The sequence below is a fragment of the Caniella muris genome, from assembly GCF_943193035.1.
In the GTDB taxonomy this organism is placed as follows: Bacteria; Actinomycetota; Coriobacteriia; order Coriobacteriales; family Atopobiaceae; genus Granulimonas; species Granulimonas faecalis.
In genome coordinates this window covers 655615-679666 of record NZ_CALPCK010000001.1, presented here as the reverse complement: position 1 = coordinate 679666, position 24052 = coordinate 655615, and the positions used below count along the sequence as shown (strand labels likewise).

Below are 24052 nucleotides of genomic sequence, written 5' to 3'. Positions count from 1 at the left end.
CCACCCATGGAACATGACGGCATGGTCGTGCATGACGACTGCGACCACGTGCTCTTCGTGGGCTTCTCCGGCGCCGGCAAGTCCACGGTGGCCCGCAACCTCGGCCACATGTTCCACCGGCGCTACGTGGACACCGACCGCCTCGTCGAGCGCCGGCTCCATGCCTCGCTGCCCGTGCTCTGGCACTCGAGAGGCGAGGCGGCGTTCCGCGACGCGGAGGCCGGGGTGCTCGAGTCGCTCAAGGCCGAGAAGTCGCTCCTTGTCTCCTGCGGGGGCGGCACCGTGGAAAGCGGGCGCAACCGGAGGCTCATGGGGGAGCTCGGCCACGTGGTCTTCCTCGACGGCACGTTCGAGGACTCCCTCGCCCAGATGCGGTCCATGCGGCGCAGGCCCGACCTCGTCGACCTCGCCCACGCCGCCAACGTGTATGAGCTCAGGCGCCCGCTCTACGAGAGCGTGTGCGACTACCGCGTGATCATTACCGGCAAGACGTTCGAGGAGGTCGCCTGCGAGTGCGGCGCCCTGCTCTGGGAGGAGGGGCTGCTGTGAGCGAGGAGACCGTGAACGACACGGCCGGGGCCGTCGAGGGAGTCTCGCCGGCCTCCCCGGACGCCGGTGCGGGGGCCGTGGCCCCGCTGCGCCAGACGGTGTCCGCCAACGGCGCCTCGTGCGACGTGCGGGTGGGCGACGGCGTGCTCGACAGGTTCGGCCGCGACCTGCGGGTCTGCTGCGGCCGCACCGGCACCGCCGCCCTCCTCGTGGAGGAGGGGGCGGATCCTGCTCTCGTGGAGTCGCTCCGCCGCCTCGTGACCGACGCCGGGTTCCTCGTGCGGCGTCTGGCGGACGTGCCGGCCGCCGACGCTGCGGAGGCGTCGCGCCTGCCCGGCCTCTGGGAGGCGCTCGGCTCGTCCGGCGTCACCTCCTCCGACGCCCTCGTGGCCGTCGGGGGCAGGGCCACGCTGTCCCTGGCGTCGTTCGCCGCGAGCACCTGGTGCGGCGGGACCCCGCTGGCCTGCGTGCCCCTGTCCCTCGACGCCCTCGTGCTCTGCCCTGCCCTGCCGCTGCCGCTCTCCTCGGGCGGCGAGGGGGCCATGGTCTCGGCGCGCTGCCGCATGGCCATGTGCTACGCCGAGCCCGGGACCCTGGACATCGCCGCCCTCACGCCGGGCAACGTTGCCGGCCGCGCCGCCATGGTGGCGGCCGCCGTGTGCGAGTCCCGCGACGCCTTCAACACCCTCGTGATGCGCTCGGAGGCCATGGCCGCCGGCGACGCGGCCGAGACGGCCCGGCAGGCCCTCGAGGCCGCCCGCGGCGTGGGCCGCGTCAACGCGTCCACGTCCGTGGCCGTGCGCCGGTCGCTCTCCTACGGCGAGACCTTCGCCCGGGCCCTCGGGCGCTTCCTGCCCGGGGTGGGCTGGGGCCTCCGGCTCGGCGAGGGCCTGCGCTTCGCGGCGCGGCTCGCCGTGGGCGCCGTGGAGGGCGACGTCGACCTCGTCTTCGCTCAGGATGCCCTGCTCGACCGCCTGTCGGTGCCCGAGGTGCCCTGCGCCCTCGACCCGGCGGCGCTCGGCCGCGCCTTCCGCGAGGAGGAGCTCGCCCGAACCAACCGCGCCATGGTGGCGCTGCCCCACGCCGTGGGGCGCGTGCGCATGGCCGCCGTGGACGACGCCGTGCTCGAGGAGCACCTCGGTGCGTGGTGCGCGGCGAGGTCGATCCTGTGAACCGCGCCCGGGGACGGGCAGGAGAGAAAGGGGAGTGCCGCATGTCCGAGGCACAGCAAGGAAGGGTCGCGCGCCTGCGCGCCCTCATGGGGGAGCGGGGCTACGACGCCGTGGTCCTGCGCAACAACGCCGACCTCCGGTGGCTCACCGGGGCCGAGCGCACCTTCGACGACGAGGTGGCCCACACCGCGGTGGTGACGGCCGACACGCTGCTGCTCCACACCGACTCGCGCTACTACAACACCTTCATGGAGCGCCTCGGGCCCGACGGCCCCTGGGAGGTCGACATGGGGAGGACACCCCATGCCGCCTGGGCCGCCCGCGCCCTCGCCTCCGCCCGGGCCCGCGTGGCCGCGGTGGAGGACACCGTCGCCGTGGGGTTCGTGGACGACCTCGCCCGCGGCCTCGACGCCGAGTCGTGGGCCTGCCTCATGCCCCGGCTCCACGGGGCCATCTCGCGCCTGCGCATGGTCAAGGACGACGAGGAGCTCGCCCTGCTCCGCCGCGCCCAGGAGATCACCGACGCGGCCTGGGAGCACATCCGCTCCTACGTGCGACCCGGCATGAGCGAGCTCGAGATCCGCGCGGAGCTCGAGCGCTCCATGTTCGAGCACGGCGCCGAGGCCGTCTCGTTCGACTCCATCATCGCCGCCGGCCCCCAGGGGGCCAACCCCCACGCCCAGCCCGGCGACTACCGCGTGCAGGAGGGGGACTTCGTCACCATGGACTTCGGTGCCCTCTACCACGACTACCACGCCGACATGACCCGCACCCTCGTGGTGGGGGAGCCCTCCGAGAAACAGCGCGAGGTCTACGACGTCGTGCGCCGGGCCCACGAGGAGGCCGCCGCGGCCGTCAGGGCCGGCGTCGTCGGCGCCGACATCCACCGCATCGCCCAGCGCGTCATCGAGGAGGCCGGCTACGGCGAGTACTTCGGCCACGGCTTGGGCCACGGGGTGGGGGTCGAGATCCACGAGGACCCCAACTTCAGCCTCCGGTGGGAGGAGCCCGTCCCCGAGGGGTCCGTCGTGACCATCGAGCCGGGTATCTACATCCCGGGCGAGTTCGGCGTGCGCATCGAGGACACCGGCGTGGTGACCGCCGACGGCTACGAGCCCTTCACCCGCCTCGGCCACGATCTGGAGTCCGCCAGGGGCTAGGATCGGCCCGTCGGTTCCACATTCTATGGATTTGGTTAAACGCCCCATGGGCTGCCCGTCGGCGCCCGTGGGGCGTCCCCTTCTGCCGGTGCCGGGGAGGGCCGCCCGGCACTACCGCGGGGCCCATGGAGAAAGGAAAAAGGTCAACGCAAACGGAAAGTTGGGTACACTGAAATACCAACGGACCGGATAATATATCGAAAGCATATCCGACGGTCTGGCGCCACGTCGGTGCAGATGAATACGGACTTATGGTCAACTTTCGGCTATTTGAGTAGTAGCTTAATATGGAAAAATAGGTTATTATATCTGCATTTGTGCGTTATAGCAACGAAAATACGCCGCAAAAACCTATCGCGGAAAAAATCCGTCTCCTCGCCTGCCCGTCGGGGTACCTGGGCTATAGTTCATGAAGGTTTTTGTACATGTAAACGACAAGGATAATTTTAGGAGGTTATGTGATGGTAGGTATTGTCCTGGCAAGCCACGGCAAATTCGCCACCGGCATCCAGCAGTCCGGCTCCATGGTCTTCGGCGACCAGGAGAACGTGGCCGCGGTCACCCTGATGCCCAGCGAAGGCCCCGACGACTTCAGGAAGAAGCTGGAGGAGGCTGTCAGCGGCTTCGACAAGGACGCCCAGGAGGAGGTCCTCTTCCTGGTCGACCTGTGGGGCGGCACCCCCTTCAACCAGTGCAGCGCGTTCGCCGACGGCCACGACCGGTGGGCCATCGTCACCGGGCTCAACCTGCCCATGCTCATCGAGGCCTACACCGGCCGCTTCTCCCTGGGCACCGCCCACGAGATCGCGACCAAGGTGTTCGTCGAGGGCCGCCGCGGCGTCCGCGTGAAGCCGGAGTCGCTGCAGCCCAAGCCCAAGGGGGGCGCTGCCGCGGCCGCTTCCTCCGTCGGCTCCTCCGCGCTGCCCGAGGGCACCGTGGTGGGCGACGGCCAGATGAAGCTCGTGCACACCCGCATCGACTCGCGCCTGCTCCACGGCCAGGTGGCCACCAACTGGGCCCGCTCGGTGGGGTGCAACCGCATCATCGTCGTCTCCGACGCCGTGGCCCACGACGACCTGCGCAAGTCGCTCATCGTCGAGGCCGCCCCTCCGGGAGTCAAGGCCAACGTCACCACCATCGCGCAGTTCGTCAAGTGCTACAACGACCCGCGCTTCGGCGACGTCAAGGCCCTGGTCCTCTTCGAGAACCCCGAGGACGCCCTCGCGGTCGAGGAGGCCGGCGTGCCCATCAAGCACATCAACGTCGGCTCCCTGGCGCACTCCGCCGGCAAGACCATGATCTCGCAGGCCATCGCGGTCAGCGAGCAGGACGTCCAGGCCTTCATCGCGCTCCGCGACAACGGCACCACGTTCGACACCAAGAAGGTTCCTTCTGACGGCGGCGAGGACCTCTTCGCCCTCATCCAGAAGAACAACATGATGCCGTAGCCACTCGGCTCTCTAGAAGGATGCAAAAGGAGGATTCATGGACATCCTTTCCGCCGTACTCATCTTCGTGATCGCCTTCCTGGCGGGCATGGAGTCGGTGCTCGACCAGTTCGAGCTGCACCAGCCCATCATTTCCTGCACTCTGATCGGCCTGGTCACCGGCCACCCCGTCGAGGGCATCATGCTCGCCGGCACCCTCCAGCTCATCGCCCTCGGCTGGATGAACATCGGCGCCGCCGTCGCCCCCGACGCGGCCCTCGCCGGCGTCTCCTCGGGCATCTTCGTGTGCCTCAAGGGCATGGGCGTGCAGGAGGCCGTCGCCGTCGCCATCCCCATGGCCGTGGCCGGCACCGTGCTCACCATCTTCGTCCGCACCATCACCGTGGGCTTCGCCCACGGCGCCGACGCCGCCGCCGCCCGCGGCAACGTCACGGGCGTCGAGGCCTACCTCTGGCTCTCCGTGGCCTGCCAGGGCCTCCGCATCGCCATCCCGGCCATGATCATCATGGCCATCCCCGCCGAGGCCGTTCAGGCCGCCCTGGCCGCGATCCCCGAGTGGATCACCACCGGCCTGTCCACCGCCGGCGGCTTCATCGTCGTCGTCGGTTACGCCATGGTCATGAACATGATGGCCACCGCCAAGGTCTGGCCGTTCTTCTTCCTCGGCTTCGCCCTCGCCTCCGTGTCAGAGCTCGGCCTGATCGCCATGGGCATCATCGGCGTGGCCCTCGCCTTCGTCTACCTCGACCTCTCGCCTGAGTTCAACGGCGGCGGCAACGGTGGCGCGGCTGCGGCCACCGCCGGCGGCGGCTCCGACCCGCTCGACGACATCCTGAACGACTACGAGTAAGACGAGGGAGGATTGAAACCAATGGCTGAGACCAAGAACGAGATTACCCTTGACCTCAAGGACCGCCGCGCGGTCTGGATGAGGACCTGGCTGCTTCAGGCCAACTGGAACTACGAGCGCATGCAGAACGTCGGCTGGTGCTACGCGATGATTCCGGCCATGAAGAAGCTCTACAAGGACCCCGAGGAGCAGAAGGCGTTCCTGAAGCGCCACCTCGAGTTCTTCAACACCCACCCCTACGTGGCCGCCCCCGTCTGGGGCGTGGAGCTCTCCCTCGAGGAGAACCGCGCCAACGGCGCCCCCGTCGACGACGCCGCCATCCAGGGCGTCAAGATCGGCATGATGGGCCCGCTCGCCGGCGTCGGCGACCCTATCTTCTGGGGCACCCTGCGCCCGGTCATCGGCGCCTTCGCCGCGTCGCTGGCCCTCACCGGCAACATCCTCGGCCCCATCCTGTTCTTCGTGCTGTGGAACGTCATCCGCATGGCCTTCCTCTGGTACACCCAGGAGTTCGGCTACAAGGCCGGTGCCTCCATCACCAAGGACCTCTCCGGCGGCCTGCTGCAGCGCGTCACCACCGGCGCCTCCGTGCTCGGCATGTTCATCATGGGCGTGCTGATTCCGCGCTGGACCTCCATCGACATGTCCTCCGTGGTCTTCTCCACCGCCGACATGGGCTCCACCACCAACGCCTTCCCCGCGGTCGACGAGCTCGTGGCCGCCCTCAACGGCGTTGCCAACGGCGGCACCGTCACCCCGGACGTCATGGCCAACGGCCTCAACAGCTTCCAGGGCATCGCCTCCCAGGGCTACAGCATCGTTGAGAACGCCGCCGCCGCCTCCCAGTCCGACCCCGGCGTGTGGCGCCTCATGAGCACCACCACCCTCCAGAGCGTCCTCGACCAGCTCCTGCCCGGTCTCCTGCCGCTCTGCCTGACCTTCCTCTGCATGTGGCTCCTCAAGAAGAAGGTCAACCCCATCGCGATCATCTTCGGCCTCTTCGCCGTGGGCATCCTCGGCGCCCTCGTGGGCATCTTCTAAGAGCCCTCACAGAGACCGCTCGCAGCGAGGGCGGGGTCTTCCGGGACCCCGCCCTTTCCTGTGGCGCGCCGGGCCGGGCCCGGGGCCATGGGTTAGGATTGCATTCGTTCCAGACATCCAGGGAGGTGGGACCGTGTTCGGCAAGAAGGACGACATCTCGGCCATCGAGGAGGACGGCGTCCAGACCAAGGAGGACCCCGGCGAGCTCAACCGCCGGGTGGACCTCGTCGTGAACGCCAACAGCTTCGCCTCGGCCGTGTTCCCCAAGACCGGCAAGCTCATCCTGGGCGACGTGGGCCTCGAGTTCAGGGCCGACTCCGGCGTGGGCTTCATCCAGATTCCCTGGGCGAGCGTCGAGGAGGTCAAGGTGGACATCGTGGCCAACAACTACGTCCGGGCCATCACCGTCTCCACCCCCGACTGCTCGCCGCTGGAGTTCGTGGTGTCGGACGGCAGGAACCTCGTCCGCTGCCTGGCCGGGCACGTGGGCCGCGAGCGGCTCGTGCAGGCCCCCCACGCCACCGAGGAGGTGGGCGACGCCGTCAAGCGCCGCGTAGGCAGGCTCTTCTCCCGCGGTAAGGGGGAGGAATAGGGAGGTTCGCCCCTCCTTCTGCACCGCCGCGACACAGCCAGGGCCTATACTTGACCCCCGTACGTGGCGAGAACCGCCGAGAGCTTTGTGTTAGAAAGCGAGTCACCAGTGGCAACCATCAGCACCGCAGATTTCAAGAACGGCATGGGCCTCCGGATCAAGGACAAGATCTACACCATCGTCGAGTTCCAGCACGTCAAGCCCGGCAAGGGCGGCGCCTTCGTCCGCTACAAGATCCGCGACCTCAAGAGCGGCCGCGTGATCGACCAGACCTGCAACGCCGGCTCCAAGTTCGAGAACGTCCAGCTCGTCACCAAGGAGTACCAGTACCTCTACAACGACGGCCAGGACTACTACTTCATGGACAACGAGACCTACGAGCAGCTGCCCCTCTCCGCCGACTACATCGGCGACAACGCCAAGTGGCTCCTCGAGAACGACGTCTGCCAGCTCCTCTACGCCGACGACGAGCTCCTCGGCGTGACCCCGCCCATGTTCATCGAGTGCGAGATCACCGAGACCGACCCCGGCTTCAAGGGCGACACCGTCCAGGGCGGCACCAAGCCCGCCGTCATCGAGACCGGCGCCCAGATCCAGGTGCCCATGTACCTCAACGTGGGCGAGAAGATCAAGGTCGACACCCGCGACGGCAAGTTCGTCTCCCGCGTCTAGCACCCGAGGTCCCGCCAGGCGCGGCCCGCGGCACAAGCCGGGGCCGCGCCTTCTTTGTGGCCGGGGCCCGTCCGGCGGCTCAGGGGCCGCGGATTGGGCATTTATCGGGAATCAGGCGCCCTGCGTCTATACTTGACGCGGCAGACCCCAGTTTACGGGCGCACGAGCGCAGGAAAGGACCAGGAACATGGCCAACGAGCTCTCCATCGATGGCTTCGCCATCTCCACCAACGTCATCGCAACCATCGTCACCATCGCCGCCGAGAAGGTCGACGGCGTGGCCTACGTCAACGGGCACAACGTCGCCACGAGCCTCATCACCATGTTCACCTCCAAGCCCACCGTGGCCGAGGACACGGTGGAGTGCGAGGTCACCGACGGCAAGCTCGACGTGACCCTGCCCATCGCCGTCTTCTTCGGCTACACCTTCCCCGAGGTGGCCCAGGGCGTGCGCGAGGCCGTCGCCAACGCCGTCACCACCCAGATCGGCGTGCCCGTGGGCGCCGTGAACATCCGCATCGACGAGCTCGTCTTCCCCAAGGAGTAAGCGTTGTCCAAGTCCCATCTCTCCGGCCGTCTCCTCGCCCGCGCCCAGGCCCTCCAGGTCCTCTTCCAGGCGGAGGCCACCGGCCGCCCCGTCGACCGCATCCTCGCCGACGAGTACGTGGTCACCGACGGCCCCATCGACGACTACGGCCGCGACCTCGCCCTGGCCGTGTATGACCGCCGCGACGACCTCGACCTCGTCCTCGGCACCGTGGCCCGCAACTGGTCCGTCGGGCGCATGGCCTCGGTGGACCGCAACATCCTCCGCATCGCCCTCTACGAGCTCCTCTACGAGGACGCTGTGGGCGACGCCGTGGCCATCGACGAGGCCGTGCGCCTCTCCAAGGTCTTCGGCGGCGACGACTCCTTCTCGTTCGTGAACGGCGTCCTCGGGCGCCTCCAGCGCGACATGGGCTCCGGCGTGGACCTCGTGGCCCGCGCCCGCGAGCAGCGTGCCGCCCGGGAGGCCGAGGCCCTCGCGGCCCAGGAGGCCGAGGCCGCTGCTGCGGCCGACCCGGAGCTCGAGGCCGAGGCCGACGACGCCGCGGCCGCCGACGACGCCGCGGCGGAGGCCGTGGACGCCGATGTGGCGGGGGCCTGACGTGGGCGCCCGCTCGGAGCGCGCCCACCGCGGCTTCGAGGAGGTCACCGACCGCCTCGACCAGATCGTGAGCGACGTGCGCGCCAAGGACACCTCCCTCGAGCGCTCCCTCGACCTCTTCGACGAGGCCATCGCCCTCGGCTCCAAGGCCGTGGAGCTCGTGGACCGCACGGACTTCTCGCCAGCCGAGAAGGAGCGGATGGCCGGCCTCGCCGCCGAGGACCTCGTGAGGGCGCAGGAGGGGGCCGGCGGCCAGGTCGCCGCAGAACTCCTCGACGGGCGCGCCTCCGAGGGACCCGCCATGGCCGTGCCGGGGCACCCCGGGGGCGAGAACGAGGCCCAGGCGGCCGTGGCGCGCGCCGTGGACGACGCCGACGACGGGGCCTGGGCCGACGGGCCGAAGGAGGGCTAGGCGTGCCCAGGCGGCGTCGGCTCGACGACGAGCTGGTGGCTCAGGGCCTCTTCGCCTCCCGCGACGAGGCCATGCGGGCGGTCCTCGCCGGGGACGTGTCCGGCGCCGGGTTCCGCTACTCCGCCCCCGGCGACCAGGTGGTGCCGGGGTGCGAGCTCCACGTGCGCGCGCAGCGCCCCCACGTGAGCCGCGGCGCCGAGAAGCTCGCCGCGGCCCTCGACGCCTTCTCGGTGGACCCCGCGGGGCTCTCCTGCCTCGACGTGGGCTGCTCCACGGGTGGCTTCACCGACCTCCTCCTGGAGCGCGGCGCCGCATCGGTGGACGCCGTGGACGTGGGCTACGCGCAGTTCGCCTGGAGCCTCCGGGGCGACCCCCGGGTGAGGCTCCACGAGCGCACGAACATCTGCGACCTCCCCGGCCGCGACGACGCCCCGGACCCCGTGGACCTGGCCGTGTGCGACGTGTCGTTCACCTCGGCGACCTCGGTCGTGGGCGCCGTGCGCGCCCTCCTCAAGGACGGGGGCACCTTCATCGTCCTCGTGAAGCCGCAGTTCGAGGCCGACCCCGCGGACGTGGGGGAGGGGGGCGTCGTCCGCGACCCTGCCGTCCGCCTCGCCGCCGTCAGGCGCGTGGCCGACGCCCTGGACCGGTGCGGCCTCGCCGTCCAAGGCTGGGTCCCGAGCCCCATTAAGGGGGCCAAGGGCAACCAGGAGCACCTGCTCGTCGCCCGCGAGGGCGCCACGCCCCGCCCGCTTTCCTGCACCCTTAGAGACGTCTGACAGGAGGCGCCATGGAGGTCCTGCTCGTCCCCAACTACTCGCGCGCCCAGGCCGTCGAGGGCGCCCGGATGCTCGCCTTCTATCTCGAGGGGCAGGGCGTGGGCGTCCGCTGGGTGCGCGACGGCGAGCGCGCCCCCCTCGGGGCGGTCACGGCCGAGGGCGCCGACCTCGTGGTGTCCCTGGGCGGCGACGGCACGCTGCTCCGCGCCGCCGGGATCGTCATGTACTCCGGCGTCCCCATCCTGGGCCTGTCCTACGGCCACCTCGGGTTCCTCACCGGCGCCGGCTCCGACCACGTCGTCGCGTCGGTGGCGGCGGCCCTCGCCGGCGAGCTCCATGTGTCGAGGCGCGCCACGCTCTCGGTGGACGTCGGCTTCGGCGACGCCGAGGGGCGCGCGCCGGTGGAGGAGTGGCGCCGGGGGGTCTTCTGCCTCAACGAGATGGCCCTCTCGCGGGGCGCCATGGGCAACCTCGTGGAGTTCGACGTCTCGGTGTCGGGCAGCCCCATCGACCGCCTCAGGGCCGACGGCTTCGTGGTGGCCACGGCCACCGGTTCCACCGGCTACGCGCTCTCCGCGGGCGGCCCCATCGTGACGCCCGAGTTCAACGGCATGGTCAACGTGCCCGTGGCGCCGCACACCATCCTGGCGCGCGCGTTCCTCACCTCGCCGTCGGACGTCGTGGAGCTGTCCATGACGCCGGAGCGCCCCGTGGAGCGCTGCGTCTTCTGCGACGGGCGCCTCATGGAGGGCCCCGAGGGCCTCGTGCCCATGGTCGTGCGCGTGAGCCGCGGCCCCGGCGACATCGTCCTGCTCGACGACGACACCCACGGCTTCTACCGGAGCGTCTCCCGCGTCTTCTACGGAGGCACCAGATCATGATCGACGCCATACACGCCACCGACGTCGCGCTCATCCGCGACGCGTCCATCACCTTCTCCGACGGCCTCACCGTCATCACCGGCGAGAGCGGCTCGGGAAAGACCGCCCTGCTCTCGGCCGTGAAGCTCCTCGTGGGCGAGCGGTCCAACGCCGACATGGTGCGCGAGGGCGCCAAGGGCCTCACGGTGGAGGGCCGCTACTTCGCGGGCGACGACGAGGACGGCCACGTGGTGAAGCGCCGGGTGGACGGCCGCGGACGCAGCCGGGTGACCGTCGACGGCTCCATCTCCTCGGTGAGGGAGCTGGCGGAGACCCTGGGCGCCACCGTGGACCTCTGCGGCCAGCACGAGCACCAGCGGCTCCTCTCGGCCGCCCACCACGCCGAGCTCCTCGACGCCTGGGTGGGCGCGCCCATGGACGCCGCGAAGGGGTCCTACCGGGAGGCCCTGGCCGCGGCCCGCGCCGGCGCCCGGGAGCTCGACCGCGTGCTCGAGCTCGGGCGCACGGCCGCCGGCCGCCTGGACCAGGCCCGCTACGAGCTCGACCGCATCGACGCCGTGGGGCCGGGCGAGCGCGAGCTCGAGGAGCTGGCCGAGCGCCTGCCCAAGGCCGAGAACGCCGAGATGCTCATGCGCGCCGCGAACGACGCCTACCGGGCCGTGACCGCCGACGACGGCGTGGCCGACCGCCTGTCAGAGGCCGTGCGGGACCTGCGCCAGGCCTCCTCGGCTGACCCGGCCCTCGAGGGGTTCGCCGCCTCGCTGGAGTCGGCCCTCATCGAGGCCGAGGACGTGGCCGCGTCGCTGCGTGCCTACCGCGACGCCCAGGACCTCGACCCGGCCGAGCTGGCGTCCATGCAGTCGCGCCAGGCCGAGCTCCAGGGCCTCATGCGCACCTTCGGCCCCACCATGGCCGACGTCTTCGCCCGCCGCGCCGCCGCGGCCGAGGTCGTGGAGGCCGCCGAGGGTACCGGCGAGGCCGAGGCCGCGGCCCGGGCGGCCGTGGACGCCGCCGAGCGGGAGCTCGCCGAGCGGGCTGCTGAGGTGGACCGCCTGCGGGCCGAGGCCGCCGCGGGGCTGTCCGAGGCCGTGACGGCCCAGATGGGGCGCCTCATGATGGGCGGCGCCTCGCTCGAGGTGGCCGTGACCCCGCTGGACCGCGCCGAGTGGACCGCCGCCGGCCCCAGCTCCGTGGAGCTCATGTACCGGCCCGGCGAGGCCATGGCGCCCCGGCCGCTGCGCAAGGTGGCGTCGGGCGGCGAGGTGAGCCGCGTGACGCTGGCCTGCAAGGTGGTGCTCGGCGACGCCGACGAGGTGGAGACCCTCGTGTTCGACGAGGTGGACGCCGGCGTGGGCGGCACCACGGCCGTGGCCCTGGCCCAGGTGCTCTCGGACCTCGCGGGGAGCCACCAGGTGGTCTGCGTGACGCACCTTCCCCAGGTGGCCGTGGCCGGCGACGCGCACTTCGTGGTGCGCAAGGTCGAGGGTCCCGACGGCGTGCCCGAGACCCGCATCGACGAGGTGGAGGGCGAGGAGCGCGTCGCCGAGATCGCCCGCATGCTGGCCGGCGACGAGTCGGAGGCGAGCCTCGCCCACGCCCGGGAGCTCCTGGCGGCCCGGGGGTAGGGAAGGCTCCCGGTGTCCGGGCCCGCGGCCGGGGCAACCGGCCGGGACGGAAAGAGCGGCGCGCCGCCCGGGGCCCCGGGTGGCGCGCCGCTCTTTCGAGGGGCCGTGCGGCACCCCTCAGCGGTGGTAGTAGCCCAGCCCCTCGTAACGGGGCTCGCAGCACACGTTGATGCCGAGCTTCCGGTAGACGCTCTCGTCGGCCTCCGAGAGGATGACCGAGAAGAACGCGTCGCAGCCCTTGAGGCCGGCGAGGCCCTCGAGCACGGCGGCCGCCACCTCGTCGGTGGCCGACGACTGCGAGAGGGCGATGAGCGTCTCGTCGGAGTGCAGGCGCGGGTTGTGCCCGTGGAGGAAGCGGGTCTTGAGGTGGCAGATGGGCTCGAGGGCGTCCTCGGCGATCACCGGGGTGTCCGGGTCCACCCCGGTCACGGCCTTGCAGGCGTTGAGGAGCGTGGAGCTCGCGGCGCCGAGGAGGTCGGAGGTGCGGCCCGTGACCACGGTGCCGTCCGGTAGCTCGAGGGCCCCCGCGGGCGCCCCGGTGGTCTCGGCCTTGAGGAGGGCGGCGCTCCTCGCCGGCAGCAGGTCGGCGTCCACGCCGGCCTGCTTCATGAGGAGCTCCAGGCGGGCCTGGGCGTCCTGGCCGTCGCCGGTGCGTTTGACGTGGCAGGCGGCCTGGAAGTAGCGGCGCACGATCTCGCGGCGCGAGGCCTCGCGGCACGCCCCGTCGTCCGTGATGGCCGAGCCCACCATGTTGACGCCCATGTCGGTGGGGCTCATGTAGGGGCTCTCGCCGGCGATGCGCTCCATGAGGGCGCGGACCACGGGGAACACCTCGACGTCGCGGTTGTAGTTGGTGCAGGTCTTCCCGTAGGCCTCCAGGTGGAACGGGTCGATGATGTTGGAGTCGCCGAGGTCGGCCGTGGCCGCCTCGTAGGCCACGTTCACCGGGTGGGTGAGGGGCAGGTCCCACACGGGGAACGTCTCGTACTTGGCGTAGCCGGCCGAGACGCCCCGGCGGTGCTCGTGGTAGAGCTGGGAGAGGCACGTGGCGAGCTTGCCGGAGCCGGGGCCCGGGGCCGTGACCACCACGAGGGGCTTGGAGCACGGCAGGTACTCGTTCTTGCCGAAGCCCTCGTCGGAGACGATGCGGTCGATGTCGTGGGGGTAGCCGTCGATGGTGAGGTGCAGGGCGCAGGGGATGCCGAGGGTGGCCAGGCGCCGGCGGAAGGCGTCGGCGGCGGGCTGCCCGGCGTAGCGCGTGAGGACGACGCCGGCCACGGGGACCTGCTGGGAGCGGAAGAAGTCGGCCAGGCGCAGGGCGTCCTCGTCGTAGGTGATGCCGAGGTCGCCGCGCACCTTGGACTTCTCGATGTCCTGGGCGTTGATGGCGATGACCACCTCGAGCTGGTCGCGGAGCGTCGTGAGCATCTGGAGCTTGGCGTCGGGCTCGAAGCCGGGCAGCACGCGCGAGGCGTGGTAGTCGTCGATGAGCTTGCCGCCGAACTCCAGGTACAGCCTGCCGCCGAACTGCCCGATGCGCTCGCGGATGCGCTCCGCCTGGAGCCTCACGTAGGCGTCGTTGTCAAAGCCCGTCTCCATGGGGCCCCTTTCTCTCGTGTTTGCACAGGTGCGATTATGGGCCAGGACCGGCTTGTGCGCTGGGCTCATTACCATCCCATGAACTCGGGGACGCCCTTTGGGGGAGCGGGGTGCCCGTATTAGAATGAGGTCCCGTAGGGACCCGTTTATTTTCAGTGAAAGTGCAGGTAGAACCATATGACCAAGCACGTCTTCGTCACCGGCGGCGTCGTCTCCTCACTGGGCAAGGGCATCACCGCCGCCTCCCTCGGACGACTGCTGAAGTCCCGCGGCTACAAGGTCATGATGCAGAAGGCCGACCCGTACCTGAACGTCGACCCCGGCACCATGAGCCCGTTCCAGCACGGCGAGGTCTTCGTCACCCAGGACGGCAAGGAGACCGACCTCGACCTCGGCCACTACGAGCGCTTCATCGACGAGAACCTCACACGCACCTCCAACTTCACCACCGGCCTCATCTACCAGTCGCTCATCGCCCGCGAGCGCGCGGGCGACTTCCTCGGCGGCACGGTGCAGGTGGTGCCCCACGTCACCAACGCCATCCGCGACAAGTTCCGCATGATCGAGGAGCACACCGACGCCGACGTCGTTATCACCGAGCTCGGGGGCACCATCGGCGACATCGAGGGCCAGCCCTTCGTGGAGGCCATGCGCCAGTTCCGCAACGAGAAGGGCCCGGCCGACGTCTGCTTCATCCACGTGAGCCTCGTGCCCTACATCAGCGCCGCCCACGAGGTGAAGACCAAGCCCACCCAGCACTCGGTCAAGGAGCTCCGCTCCCTGGGCATCCAGCCCGACTTCATCGTCTGCCGCAGCGACCACGAGGTCGACGAGGCCATCCGCGCCAAGATCGCCAACTTCTGCGACGTTCCGGCCGACCACGTCTTCGAGAACTCCGACTGCCCGTCCATCTACGACGTCCCCATGCACCTCGCCGAGCAGGGCTTCGACGTGGAGGTCTGCGAGCGCCTGGGCCTCGAGCCCCGCGAGCTCAAGATCGGGGACTGGACGGCCTTCACCCGCGCCATGCACGCGGCCGACGCCCAGTCCGACACCGTGCGCGTCGCCGTCGTGGGCAAGTACACCCAGCTGCCCGACGCCTACCTCTCCATCATCGAGGCCCTGCACCACTCCGGCGTCTACTTCGGCCGCCACGTGGAGGTCCAGCTGGTGGACGGCGAGAACCTCACGGCCGACGACGTCGAGGAGGTCCTGGGCTCCGCCGACGGCATCCTCGTGCCCGGCGGCTTCGGCGTGCGCGGCCTCGAGGGCAAGATCCTGGCCGCCGAGCGCGCCCGAACCCGCAAGGTGCCCTTCCTCGGCATCTGCCTCGGCATGCAGGTGGCCGTCTGCGAGTTCGCCCGCCACGTCGCCGGCATGCCCGACGCCAGCTCCACCGAGTTCGTGCCCGACTGCGAGTACCCGGTCATCGACCTCATGCCCGACCAGGAGGACGTCACCGACATGGGCGGCACCATGCGCCTGGGCGCCTACCCCTGCAAGGTGGCCCCCGGCACCCTGGCCCACGAGGCCTACGGCGAGGACCTCGTCTACGAGCGCCACCGCCACCGCTACGAGGTGAACAACGCCTACCGCGACGAGCTGCGCCAGGCCGGCCTCACCATCTCCGGCGTCTCGCCCGACGAGCGCCTCGTCGAGATGGTGGAGCTCCCCGAGGATGTGCACCCGTGGTTCGTGGCCGCGCAGTTCCACCCCGAGTTCAAGAGCCGCCCCACGCACCCGCAGCCGCTGTTCCGCGAGTTCGTGCGCGCCGCGGTGGCCTACCACGACGGCTGCGACCGCCACGGGGTGGAGCCCCCGGCGGACCTCGGGTACTGACCTGTGGACATGGACGTCGCCGTGGGCGCCTTTCTCGACTACCTCGTGGCCGAGAGGGGCGCCTCGTCCAACACGGTGGCCGCCTACGGGCGCGACCTCCGGCGCTACGCCGACGACCTCGCCGAGCACGGCGTGACCGACACCTCCGATGTCACCCGCGCCGACGTGGAGGGGCACGTCTCGCAGCTCTTCGAGGAGGGGAGGGCCGAGTCGTCGGTCAAGCGCGCCACCTCGGCCGTGAGGTCGTTCCACCGCTTCCTCGTGACCGACCGCGTGGAGGAGGCCTACCCGGCGGCCGAGGTCCGTGCCCCCAAGCAGGGGGAGCACCTGCCCGACGTGCTCTCGGTGGAGCAGGTCTTCGCCCTCCTGGACCAGCCGTTCCCCGACGACGCCGCCGGCCTGCGCGACCATGCCATCCTCGAGGTGCTCTACGGCTGCGGCCTGCGCGTCTCCGAGCTCTGCGGCCTCGACCTCCTGCGTGTCTCCCTCGCCGACGGGCTCGTGCGCGTCGTGGGCAAGGGGTCGAAGGAGCGCCTCGTCCCGCTGGTTGGCACCGCCGCCGACACCCTCGCGGCCTACCTCGACCACGCGCGGCCCCTGCTGGCCTCCACGGCGTCCGCCGCCGGGCGCAAGGCCGCCTCCCAGGGGGCGGTCTTCCTCAACCGGCGGGGAGGCCGCCTCACGCGCCAGGCCGTCCACGGGCTCTGCGAGCGCTGGGGGCGCTACGCGGGCATCGAGGGGCTGCACCCCCACACCCTGCGCCACAGCTTCGCCACCCACATGCTCCAGGGGGGCGCCGACCTCCGGGCAGTGCAGGAGATCCTGGGCCACGCCGACGTGGCCACCACCCAGCTCTACACCCACCTGGACCAGACCCACCTGCGCGGCGTCTATCTGGGGGCGCACCCCCGGGCCCACGAGCGCTGACGCCGGCGCCGCCCCGGTCGGCCGCGTGCCAGGCGTGACGGCGGTGCCCGGCCCATCTGTCACTTCGCCTGTTTCTCACTTTATGATGCTCGCCCATGCCGAAGTGGGCTCTGGCATGGATTTCGGCCTCCCGACGTCGAGAGACCCATGCCACAGCGGCCTCCGGCATGGGTCTCGGCGCCTTTTGGGCGGAGAAGCCCAATGCCGCAGGGGCCTTTGGCATGGGCGGGGCAGCCGGGCGGTACTCGCGAAACCCCAGCCCCCGACATGCGCCCCTAAGCCATTCCCGGTTGTCGGGGGCCCAGCCGTCCGGGGTCTTGCATCAAAGGGGGCGACCTCCCGGCCCGCGGCGTGCATCGTCAGATGCGCGCGGCGGAGCCGGGCCGGAGCCCCCGTGATGCAAGACCCCGGACCTGTGTGGCGAAGGCCCCGCAGCCGCCCCACCTTCTCCCACCGCCCGTCCCACCTCGCCCCACCACGGGGCCACACCGGCTCCCACCGGACGCCCCCGGGGCCAAATGTGGAGGCACGTCACAAAGAGGCAACGTCTTTTCAGGGGCCGCCCCACCTCGTCCGAAGACCGCTCCCCGCGACCCGGTTCGCAATCGCATAGATACCGATTCTGATAACACCAGCAAGTAGGGGGCGCCCTCCCGCAAACTCCGGGAGTGGGAGAACCGCCGTTCCGGGCCTGTCAGCGACCATTCAGCTCATGTAACGAAAAGGAAACAAAAAACTTCCGCAGGGATACTATGAGAATTGCAACCCATAAACCTATCTATGATAACTATTCATACTCGCAATGAAATACGACTGTCCCCGTATTTTTTAGCTAGGTTTTTGCGCCCTATCGAACAGGTTTTCGACTGATGGGCACCAAGGGGCCTGACCTGCCCGAACAGCCGTTCTGAATCAACATGAGGTATATCAAAGTCAAGGTTCGGGACCAGATGTTGTGGGTGGGTTCTGGGGGGACAAAGTGGGGCGAAGTGTTGCTAAAAGGTGGGCGCCACCCTAGAATCAGTGCCATGCAACGGCGAGGGAGCCGGGGCAGACTCGGTTTCGCGGGGGACTCCAGATGTATCTGACGGGCAGCAGGAAGCATAGCCTTGACTCCAAGGTGCGCCTCACGCTTCCCGCCGACATGCGTCGGGAGTTCGCCGAGAAGGTCTGCCTCGTCCCCCTCAACGACGCACTGTACGGGTTCACCCCCGACGGGCACCGGGCGTGGGTCGACGGGTTCTTCCCCGACGGCTTCAACCAACGGTCCAGGGACGACGTCCGTCTCCGCCAGCTCCTGAACTCCAGGACGGTGACGGTGGACATCGACTCCGCGGGGCGCATCGCGCTCGGCAAGGTGCCGGAGGACGTGCGGGCCAAGCTCGGTCTCGCTGGCGAGGTCATGGTCGTGGGCAACGACGACCACTTCGAGCTCTGGAACGTCGAGGAGTGGGAGAGGGCCCAGGAGGCCTTCGACGACGACCTCGAGGCGCTCATGTTCGGCGGGATGTAGGTGGACCATTGACAGAAGAATACCGGCACGTACCCGTACTGCTCGACGAGGTCGTCGAGCACCTCGACCCCAAACCGGGCGAGACCGTCTGCGACTGCACCCTCGGCGGGGCAGGCCACACCGTGGCCCTCGCCGCCAAGGTCGCCCCCGACGGCCTCTCCCTGGGGATCGACCAGGACGACGCGGCCCTCGCCGCGGCCTCCGGGCGCATCGGGCGTGAGGCGCCCGGGGCGGACCACCTGTTCCTCAAGGGCAACTTCGGCCAGCTCGACGAGCTCCTGCTCGAGGCCGAGGTCCCCGGGGTGGACTGCTTCCTGTTCGACATCGGGGTCTCGAGCCCGCAGCTCGACCGCGCCGAACGCGGCTTCTCGTTCCACGAGGACGCCCCGCTCGACATGCGCATGGACCCGGGGAACAACCCCACAACCGCAGCAGAGGTCATCAACACCTACTCCGAAGCCGACCTCGCCCGGATCCTGCGCGTCTACGGAGACGAGCGCCACGCGGCCGCCATCGCCAAGGAGGTGGCCCGCCGGCGGGCCAAGGCGCCCATCGAGACGACCTTGGAGCTCGCCGACGCCGTGTCCTCGGCCTACCCGGCCCGGGACCGCCGTGGCAAGCACCCGGCGCGCAAGACCTTCCAGGCCCTGCGCATCGAGGTGAACCGCGAGCTCGAGGTGCTGCAGAGCGGCCTCGAGGCGGCCGTCCGCTGGGCCAACCCCGGCGGGCGCATCTGCGTCATCAGCTACCACTCCCTGGAGGACCGGCTGGTGAAGCACGTGTTCGCCGAGGCCTCGCAGGGCTGCACCTGCCCACCGGACCTCCCGGTCTGCGTGTGCGGGAACGTGCCGGTACTCCGAGTCGAGACCCGTCGGCCCATAACGGCCACCGACGGGGAGGTACAGGCGAACCCCCGGGCACGGAGCGCCAAGATGCGCGTCGCGGTCAAGCTGTGACGCCCACGCGGCACCGGGCCCACCCCAATCAGCTTTATCTGGGCCGCAAGGCCCTCGGATAAAGACGCGGGCACCACCGACGCACCACCACCACACCACAACGCACCTCAAACACACCACCAACGCACCACACCACACTCCACCGCACCACACTTTCATTGGGGGCACCATGAGCTACCGGGGATCTGAGGCCGAGCGCCTCGACAGTCGCGAGTTCGCGCAGCAGGGCGCGCGCCGCTCCTTCGACGTCGTCGAGGGCGCGGGGCTCGACTCCGCCGCCCGACGCGGCGTGGCCCCGGAGCGCCTGGCGGCCTTCAGGCTCGCGCTCGCGTGCGTGGCGGTCTTCCTCGTCCTGGGCGTCGCCCGCGTCGCCGTCACGGCGGCCACCGTCCAGACCCTCGAGGCCAACTCCGGGCTCACCGGCCAGGTCAGCGCCGCCGAGGACACCGCCAAGGAGCTCCGCATCGAGGCCGCGGTGCTCTCCAACAACTCGCGAATCACCACCATCGCCACCGAGAACCTCGGCATGGTCTACGCGGGTGCCGGCGAGTCGCTCACCGTGAGCGTCTCCTAAGGCACGCCAGCGACCTGCCGGGGCCGCCCCGAGGAGGGCCCGTGTCACGGAACCAACAACCCAAGCGCCCCAGGAGCCCCCGCAACCGCGGGGGCTCTTCCTACGACGGCGAGCAGAGCCAGGCCCAGAAGGGCCTCTTCTCGTCCATGGGCTACCTGCTCATGGCCATGGGGGTCGTGGGCGTCGCGCTCGTCGCCCGCCTCGTGTGGCTCCAGGTGGTCGACGGCCCCCGCATCGCGGAGGACGCCCGCACCCAGCGCACCAACGTCATAACCCTCCAGGCCAAGCGCGGCACCATCTACGACCGCAACGGCAACGTGCTGGCCACCTCCGTGGAGTGCCGCACCCTCTACGCCAACCCCAAGGAGGTCACCGACCCCCAGGCCGTGGCCAAGGTGCTCGCCGACAACCTCGGCGGCACGGCCCAGGACTACCTCTCGTACCTCACCCAGGACACCACGTTCGTCTACGTCAGGCGCAAGGTGGACACCTCGGTGGCCGACAAGATCCGCACCGCCCTGGCCAAGGCCGAGCTCACCGGCCTCTACCAGCTGCCCGACATGAAGCGCGTGTACCCCTACGGCGCCGTGGCCGGCCAGGTGCTGGGCCTCGTGGGCACCGACGGCGAGGGCCTCACGGGCCTCGAGCTCCAGTACAACGACATCCTCTCGGGCAAGAACGGTGAGCGCGTCCTAGAGACCGGTGTCGGCGGCACCCCCATCGCCGGTGGCGCCTACATGGAGGAGCCCGCCCAGGACGGCACCGACATCGTCATCTCCCTCGACATCGACATCCAGGAGATCGCCGAGAAGAAGGTCAAGGAGGGCGTGGACACCTACTCCGCCGAGACCGGCTTCGCCACGGTGGTGGACCCCAAGAACGGCCAGATCCTCGCCATGTGCTCCACGCCCTTCCTCGACCCCGAGGACACCGCCGAGGTGACGCCCGAGCAGCTCACCGTCAGGAGCGTGACCGACTCCTACGAGCCCGGCTCCGTCATGAAGGTGCTGACGTTGGCCGTGGGCCTGGAGAACCACTCCTTCAACCTCGACACGAGCTTCACGGTTCCCGGGAAGGTGCAGGTGGGCGACGACTACGTCGGTGATGACGACGACCGCAAGGAGACCATGGCCATGACGCCGCGCGAGATCATGCGGCGCTCCTCCAACGTCGGCGCCGTCCTCATGGGCACCGCCGAGGGGGCCCAGGCCTTCTCGGAGGGCATCGCCAAATTCGGTATCGGCCAGACCACGGGCATCGACTACCCCGGCGAGGTGGCAGGCCTCGTGACGCCCCTCGACTCCTACACCTCGGCGTCGCTCGGCGCCATGTCCTTCGGCCAGGGCGTGGCCATCCCGGGCCTCCAGATGGTGCGGGCCGTGTCGGCCGTGGCCAACAAGGGCGTCCTCACGACGCCCCACTTCCTCATCTACAAGGGCACCGAGGAGGTGCAGTGGCCGGAGGGGGAGCGGGCCTGCTCCGAGGAGACCGCCGACCAGGTGATCGACGTCATGCGCACGGTGGTCCAGGAGGGCACCGCCACCAAGGCCGCCGTCGAGGGCTACGACATCGCGGCCAAGACCGGCACAGGCGAGCAGGCCTCCGAGGAGGGCGGGTACAAGAAGGACAGCTACCTCGCCTCCCTGGTGGGGTTCGCCCCCGCGTCCGACGCCGACGTGCTCGTGTACGTTGCGTTCAACGGTGTGTCGCAGCTGGCCTCGGATTCTGCGGCCCCGGTCTTCTCGGCTATCATGGGTGAGTCGCTCTTGGACATGGGTGTGGACCCCACCGCCTGACGAGCGCTCTTGGCTTTCACGATCGGGCGCACCGCGCCTCTAGGGGAGTGACATGTACATAGCATCGGCATCAGAGACCGCCCGACGCGGCGGCGCCACCGTGGTGGCGGGCGACGCGTCCGTCGAGGTCAGGGACTTCACGGTCGACTCGCGGTCGGTGGGGGAGGGCGGCTGCTTCGTCTGCTTCCACGGCGAGTCCCGCGACGGCAACGCCTACGCCGCCTCGGCCCTCGAGGCCGGCGCGGCCTGCGTGGTCATGACCCGCGAGGCCACGGCCGCGGAGGCCTCCCTCGCCGAGGGGCGCGGCGCCTGCCTCCTCAGGGCCGACGGCGACGACGCCGAGGGCTTCCTGCTCCGCCTCGCCGAGTCCTGGCGCCTCGAGCAGGACTGGTGCGTCGTGGGCGTCACGGGCTCCGTGGGCAAGACCACCACCAAGGACATGCTCGCCTGCGCCCTCGCCGCCGCATGGCGCGTCCACTCCAACAGGGGCAACCTCAACAGCGTCATCGGCGTGCCCCTCACCGTGCTCTCCGCCCCGGACGACACCGAGGTCTTCGTGTGCGAGATGGGCATGAACCACGTGGGCGAGATCGACGCCATCGCCCGCTGCGCCCGCCCCCACGTGGGCTGCGTGACCAACATCGGCACGAGCCACATCGGCATCCTCGGCAGCCGGGAGAACATCGCCCGCGCCAAGGCCGAGATGGTGCCCTGGCTGGCGGCAGACCGCGCCCTGGCCTCGTCCCCCGCGGCCGCCCCCGCCATGGCCCTCACGGCCTCCGACGACTTCACCGCCCTCATCGGCGGCATCTGCGAGGAGGAGGGTGTGGCCACCGACGTCGTGGGCGGCCGGGACTCCGCCGTGCGCGCCGAGGGCGTGGAGCTCGACGGCGACGGCTGCCCCCGCTTCACCGTGGTGACGCCCCAGGGGTCCTCCGAGGTGCACCTGTGCCTCAGCGGCCGCCAGACCGTGCCCGACTTCCTCCTGGCCGTGGACCTCTGCCTGCGCCTGGGCATGGGGCTCGGCGACGTGGTGGCGGCCCTCGAGGCCATGGAGCCCACGCACATGCGCACCGAGGTCGTGGCCGCCGCCCGCGGCTTCCGCGTCATCGACGACTCCTACAACGCGAGCCCGTCCTCCATGGCCGCCGCCCTCGACCTGCTCTGCGAGATGGACTGCGACGGCCGCCGCGTGGCCGTGGTGGGGGAGGTGGGCGAGCTCGGCGACGAGGCGCCCCGCCTCCACGGGCTCATGGGCGCCTACCTGGCCGCCAAGCCCCTCGACATCGTGTGCGTCGTGGGCGGGGAGATGGCCGACGCCATGGCCGACGCCGCCCTCGTCATGGGGCTGTCGGACGACCGCCTCGTCCGCGTGCCCACCGCGGCCGACGCCGCGCGCGTGCTCGGCCCCGTCCTCGGCGAGGGCGACCTCGTCCTGGCCAAGGCGTCCCGCTCCGTGGGGCTCGACGCGTTCGTGGAAGAGGTGCGTGCCTGATGCTCGCCGTCCCCGCCTACCCCACCTACACGATCTTCCTCGCCTTCGGCATGGCCGTCGTCGTCGCCATCCTGCTCATGCCGCCCTTCATCCGCTTCATGAAGCGCGACGGCATCGGCCAGCAGGTGCGTGCCGACGGCCCCCAGACCCACCTCGTCAAGCAGGGCACGCCCACCATGGGCGGCGTCGTGATCCTGGTCGCCATCCTCGTCACGCTCGTGTTCTTCGGCCTGTGGAGCCCCGACCTCATCCTCGCCGTCGGCGCCACCTACGCCACGGCCCTGCTCGGTCTGGCCGACGACATCGAGTCGGTCTCCCACGGCCGCTCCCTCGGCCTCACCCCGGCCCAGAAGATGGTGGGCCTCACCCTGGTCTCCGTGGCCTTCTGCCTCCTGGCCGTCAACTGGGCCGGCATCACCCCCACGGTCACCTTCCCGGGCGGCTTCTCCGTCGACCTCGGCGTGCTGGCCTTCTCCGTCGGCGGCGTGTCCGTCCCCTGGGTCTACATGGTCTTCGTGTTCCTGCTCTTCGCGGGGCTCTCCAACGCCGTCAACCTCACCGACGGCCTCGACGGCCTCGCCGCGGGCACGGTGCTCGTGGTCATGGTCTTCATGGCCATGGTGTGCTTCCGCTACAACGAGCTCTCCCTTGCCGTCTTCGCCGCCTGCGTGGCCGGCGCCTGCGTGGGCTTCCTCTGGTACAACTGCCACCCGGCCCAGGTCTTCATGGGGGACACCGGGTCGCTCGCCCTCGGCGCCGCCTTCGCGGCCCTGGCGGTTCTCACCAAGACCGAGGTCACCTCGCTCATCATGGGCGGCCTCTTCATCGTCGAGGCCCTCTCGGTCATGATCCAGGTGGTCAGCTTCAAGAAGACCGGCAAGCGCGTCTTCCTCATGGCGCCCCTGCACCACCACTTCGAGAAGAAGGGCTGGAGCGAGACCAAGGTGGTCATCCGCTTCTGGATCGTCTCGGCCGCCTTCGCCGCCCTCGGATTCGCACTCTACTTCCAACTCGGATAAGGAGGC

Annotated in this window: 23 protein-coding genes; 22 read left to right on the top strand and 1 reads right to left on the bottom strand. The window is 70.2% G+C overall.

What is annotated here, in order from left to right; translation table 11 throughout:
• The first annotated feature begins 6 nt into the window (after positions 1-6).
• The 14 genes from NFR49_RS03090 to NFR49_RS03025 all read left to right on the top strand — a co-directional run bounded on the left by NFR49_RS03090 (position 7) and on the right by NFR49_RS03025 (position 12328).
• Positions 7-549, top strand: coding sequence for a shikimate kinase (locus NFR49_RS03090; RefSeq protein ID WP_251158202.1), 543 nt, complete (start codon positions 7-9; stop codon positions 547-549).
• A complete protein-coding gene (locus tag NFR49_RS03085; RefSeq protein ID WP_251158201.1) occupies positions 546-1721 on the top strand; it encodes a 3-dehydroquinate synthase in 1176 nt (391 codons plus the stop codon). The genes NFR49_RS03090 and NFR49_RS03085 overlap by 4 nt, the downstream gene beginning before the upstream one ends.
• Before the next feature lie 41 nt (positions 1722-1762).
• Complete coding sequence (locus NFR49_RS03080; RefSeq protein ID WP_251158200.1) at positions 1763-2881, top strand: M24 family metallopeptidase; 1119 nt, start codon at positions 1763-1765, stop codon at positions 2879-2881.
• Between the two features lie 461 nt (positions 2882-3342).
• On the top strand, positions 3343-4329 hold the full coding sequence (locus NFR49_RS03075; protein ID WP_251158199.1) for a PTS sugar transporter subunit IIB: 987 nt from the start codon (positions 3343-3345) through the stop codon (positions 4327-4329).
• Positions 4330-4366: 37 nt separating this feature from the next.
• Positions 4367-5179, top strand: a complete 813-nt coding sequence (locus NFR49_RS03070) for a mannose/fructose/sorbose family PTS transporter subunit IIC (protein ID WP_251158198.1) — start codon at positions 4367-4369, stop codon at positions 5177-5179.
• 21 nt (positions 5180-5200) lie between these two features.
• Positions 5201-6220 (top strand): PTS system mannose/fructose/sorbose family transporter subunit IID, encoded by a 1020-nt coding sequence (locus NFR49_RS03065; protein WP_135977204.1) that lies wholly within the window; start codon positions 5201-5203, stop codon positions 6218-6220.
• A 133-nt stretch (positions 6221-6353) separates the two neighbouring features.
• Positions 6354-6812 (top strand): DUF956 family protein, encoded by a 459-nt coding sequence (locus NFR49_RS03060; RefSeq protein ID WP_251158197.1) that lies wholly within the window; start codon positions 6354-6356, stop codon positions 6810-6812.
• Between the two features lie 108 nt (positions 6813-6920).
• Positions 6921-7484 carry an elongation factor P gene (gene efp / locus NFR49_RS03055; protein ID WP_251158196.1) on the top strand — a complete coding sequence of 188 codons (564 nt, stop codon included), beginning with the start codon at positions 6921-6923 and terminating at the stop codon, positions 7482-7484.
• A gap of 187 nt (positions 7485-7671) precedes the next feature.
• Complete coding sequence (locus tag NFR49_RS03050; RefSeq protein WP_135977207.1) at positions 7672-8031, top strand: Asp23/Gls24 family envelope stress response protein; 360 nt, start codon at positions 7672-7674, stop codon at positions 8029-8031.
• Positions 8032-8034: 3 nt separating this feature from the next.
• Positions 8035-8631, top strand: a complete 597-nt coding sequence (gene nusB, locus NFR49_RS03045; RefSeq protein ID WP_251158195.1) for a transcription antitermination factor NusB — start codon at positions 8035-8037, stop codon at positions 8629-8631.
• Position 8632: 1 nt separating this feature from the next.
• On the top strand, positions 8633-9043 hold the full coding sequence (locus NFR49_RS03040) for an exodeoxyribonuclease VII small subunit (RefSeq protein WP_338032516.1): 411 nt from the start codon (positions 8633-8635) through the stop codon (positions 9041-9043).
• Between the two features lie 2 nt (positions 9044-9045).
• Positions 9046-9822: a TlyA family RNA methyltransferase gene (locus tag NFR49_RS03035; protein ID WP_251158193.1), complete on the top strand. Its 777-nt coding sequence runs from the start codon at positions 9046-9048 to the stop codon at positions 9820-9822.
• An 11-nt stretch (positions 9823-9833) separates the two neighbouring features.
• The gene (locus NFR49_RS03030; protein WP_251158192.1) at positions 9834-10703 is read left to right on the top strand and encodes an NAD(+)/NADH kinase; all 870 of its coding nucleotides are present in this window, start codon (positions 9834-9836) and stop codon (positions 10701-10703) included.
• Positions 10700-12328 carry a DNA repair protein RecN gene (locus NFR49_RS03025; RefSeq protein WP_251158191.1) on the top strand — a complete coding sequence of 543 codons (1629 nt, stop codon included), beginning with the start codon at positions 10700-10702 and terminating at the stop codon, positions 12326-12328. Before NFR49_RS03030 ends, NFR49_RS03025 begins: the two co-directional genes overlap by 4 nt.
• Before the next feature lie 117 nt (positions 12329-12445).
• Here NFR49_RS03025 and NFR49_RS03020 read toward each other — a convergent pair whose 3' ends face one another.
• A complete protein-coding gene (locus tag NFR49_RS03020) occupies positions 12446-13927 on the bottom strand; it encodes a DUF1846 domain-containing protein (RefSeq protein WP_251158190.1) in 1482 nt (493 codons plus the stop codon).
• A gap of 177 nt (positions 13928-14104) precedes the next feature.
• Here NFR49_RS03020 and NFR49_RS03015 point away from each other — a divergent pair, with 177 nt between their 5' ends.
• From NFR49_RS03015 to mraY, 8 genes are all read left to right on the top strand, one after another.
• The gene (locus tag NFR49_RS03015) at positions 14105-15766 is read left to right on the top strand and encodes a CTP synthase (protein WP_251158189.1); all 1662 of its coding nucleotides are present in this window, start codon (positions 14105-14107) and stop codon (positions 15764-15766) included.
• 9 nt (positions 15767-15775) lie between these two features.
• Positions 15776-16693 carry a site-specific tyrosine recombinase XerD gene (gene xerD / locus NFR49_RS03010; RefSeq protein WP_251158916.1) on the top strand — a complete coding sequence of 306 codons (918 nt, stop codon included), beginning with the start codon at positions 15776-15778 and terminating at the stop codon, positions 16691-16693.
• A gap of 1078 nt (positions 16694-17771) precedes the next feature.
• Positions 17772-18206, top strand: coding sequence for a division/cell wall cluster transcriptional repressor MraZ (locus tag NFR49_RS03005; RefSeq protein ID WP_135977216.1), 435 nt, complete (start codon positions 17772-17774; stop codon positions 18204-18206).
• An 8-nt stretch (positions 18207-18214) separates the two neighbouring features.
• Positions 18215-19162 (top strand): 16S rRNA (cytosine(1402)-N(4))-methyltransferase RsmH, encoded by a 948-nt coding sequence (gene rsmH / locus NFR49_RS03000; RefSeq protein WP_251158188.1) that lies wholly within the window; start codon positions 18215-18217, stop codon positions 19160-19162.
• A gap of 169 nt (positions 19163-19331) precedes the next feature.
• Positions 19332-19736: a cell division protein FtsL gene (locus tag NFR49_RS02995; protein ID WP_251158187.1), complete on the top strand. Its 405-nt coding sequence runs from the start codon at positions 19332-19334 to the stop codon at positions 19734-19736.
• A 41-nt stretch (positions 19737-19777) separates the two neighbouring features.
• Positions 19778-21532 carry a peptidoglycan D,D-transpeptidase FtsI family protein gene (locus NFR49_RS02990; RefSeq protein ID WP_251158186.1) on the top strand — a complete coding sequence of 585 codons (1755 nt, stop codon included), beginning with the start codon at positions 19778-19780 and terminating at the stop codon, positions 21530-21532.
• A 52-nt stretch (positions 21533-21584) separates the two neighbouring features.
• Entirely contained in the window at positions 21585-23027 is a 1443-nt protein-coding gene (locus NFR49_RS02985) for a UDP-N-acetylmuramoyl-tripeptide--D-alanyl-D-alanine ligase (protein WP_251158185.1), read from the top strand.
• Positions 23027-24046 carry a phospho-N-acetylmuramoyl-pentapeptide-transferase gene (mraY, locus tag NFR49_RS02980; protein ID WP_251158184.1) on the top strand — a complete coding sequence of 340 codons (1020 nt, stop codon included), beginning with the start codon at positions 23027-23029 and terminating at the stop codon, positions 24044-24046. The genes NFR49_RS02985 and mraY overlap by 1 nt, the downstream gene beginning before the upstream one ends.
• Positions 24047-24052 lie beyond the last annotated feature (6 nt).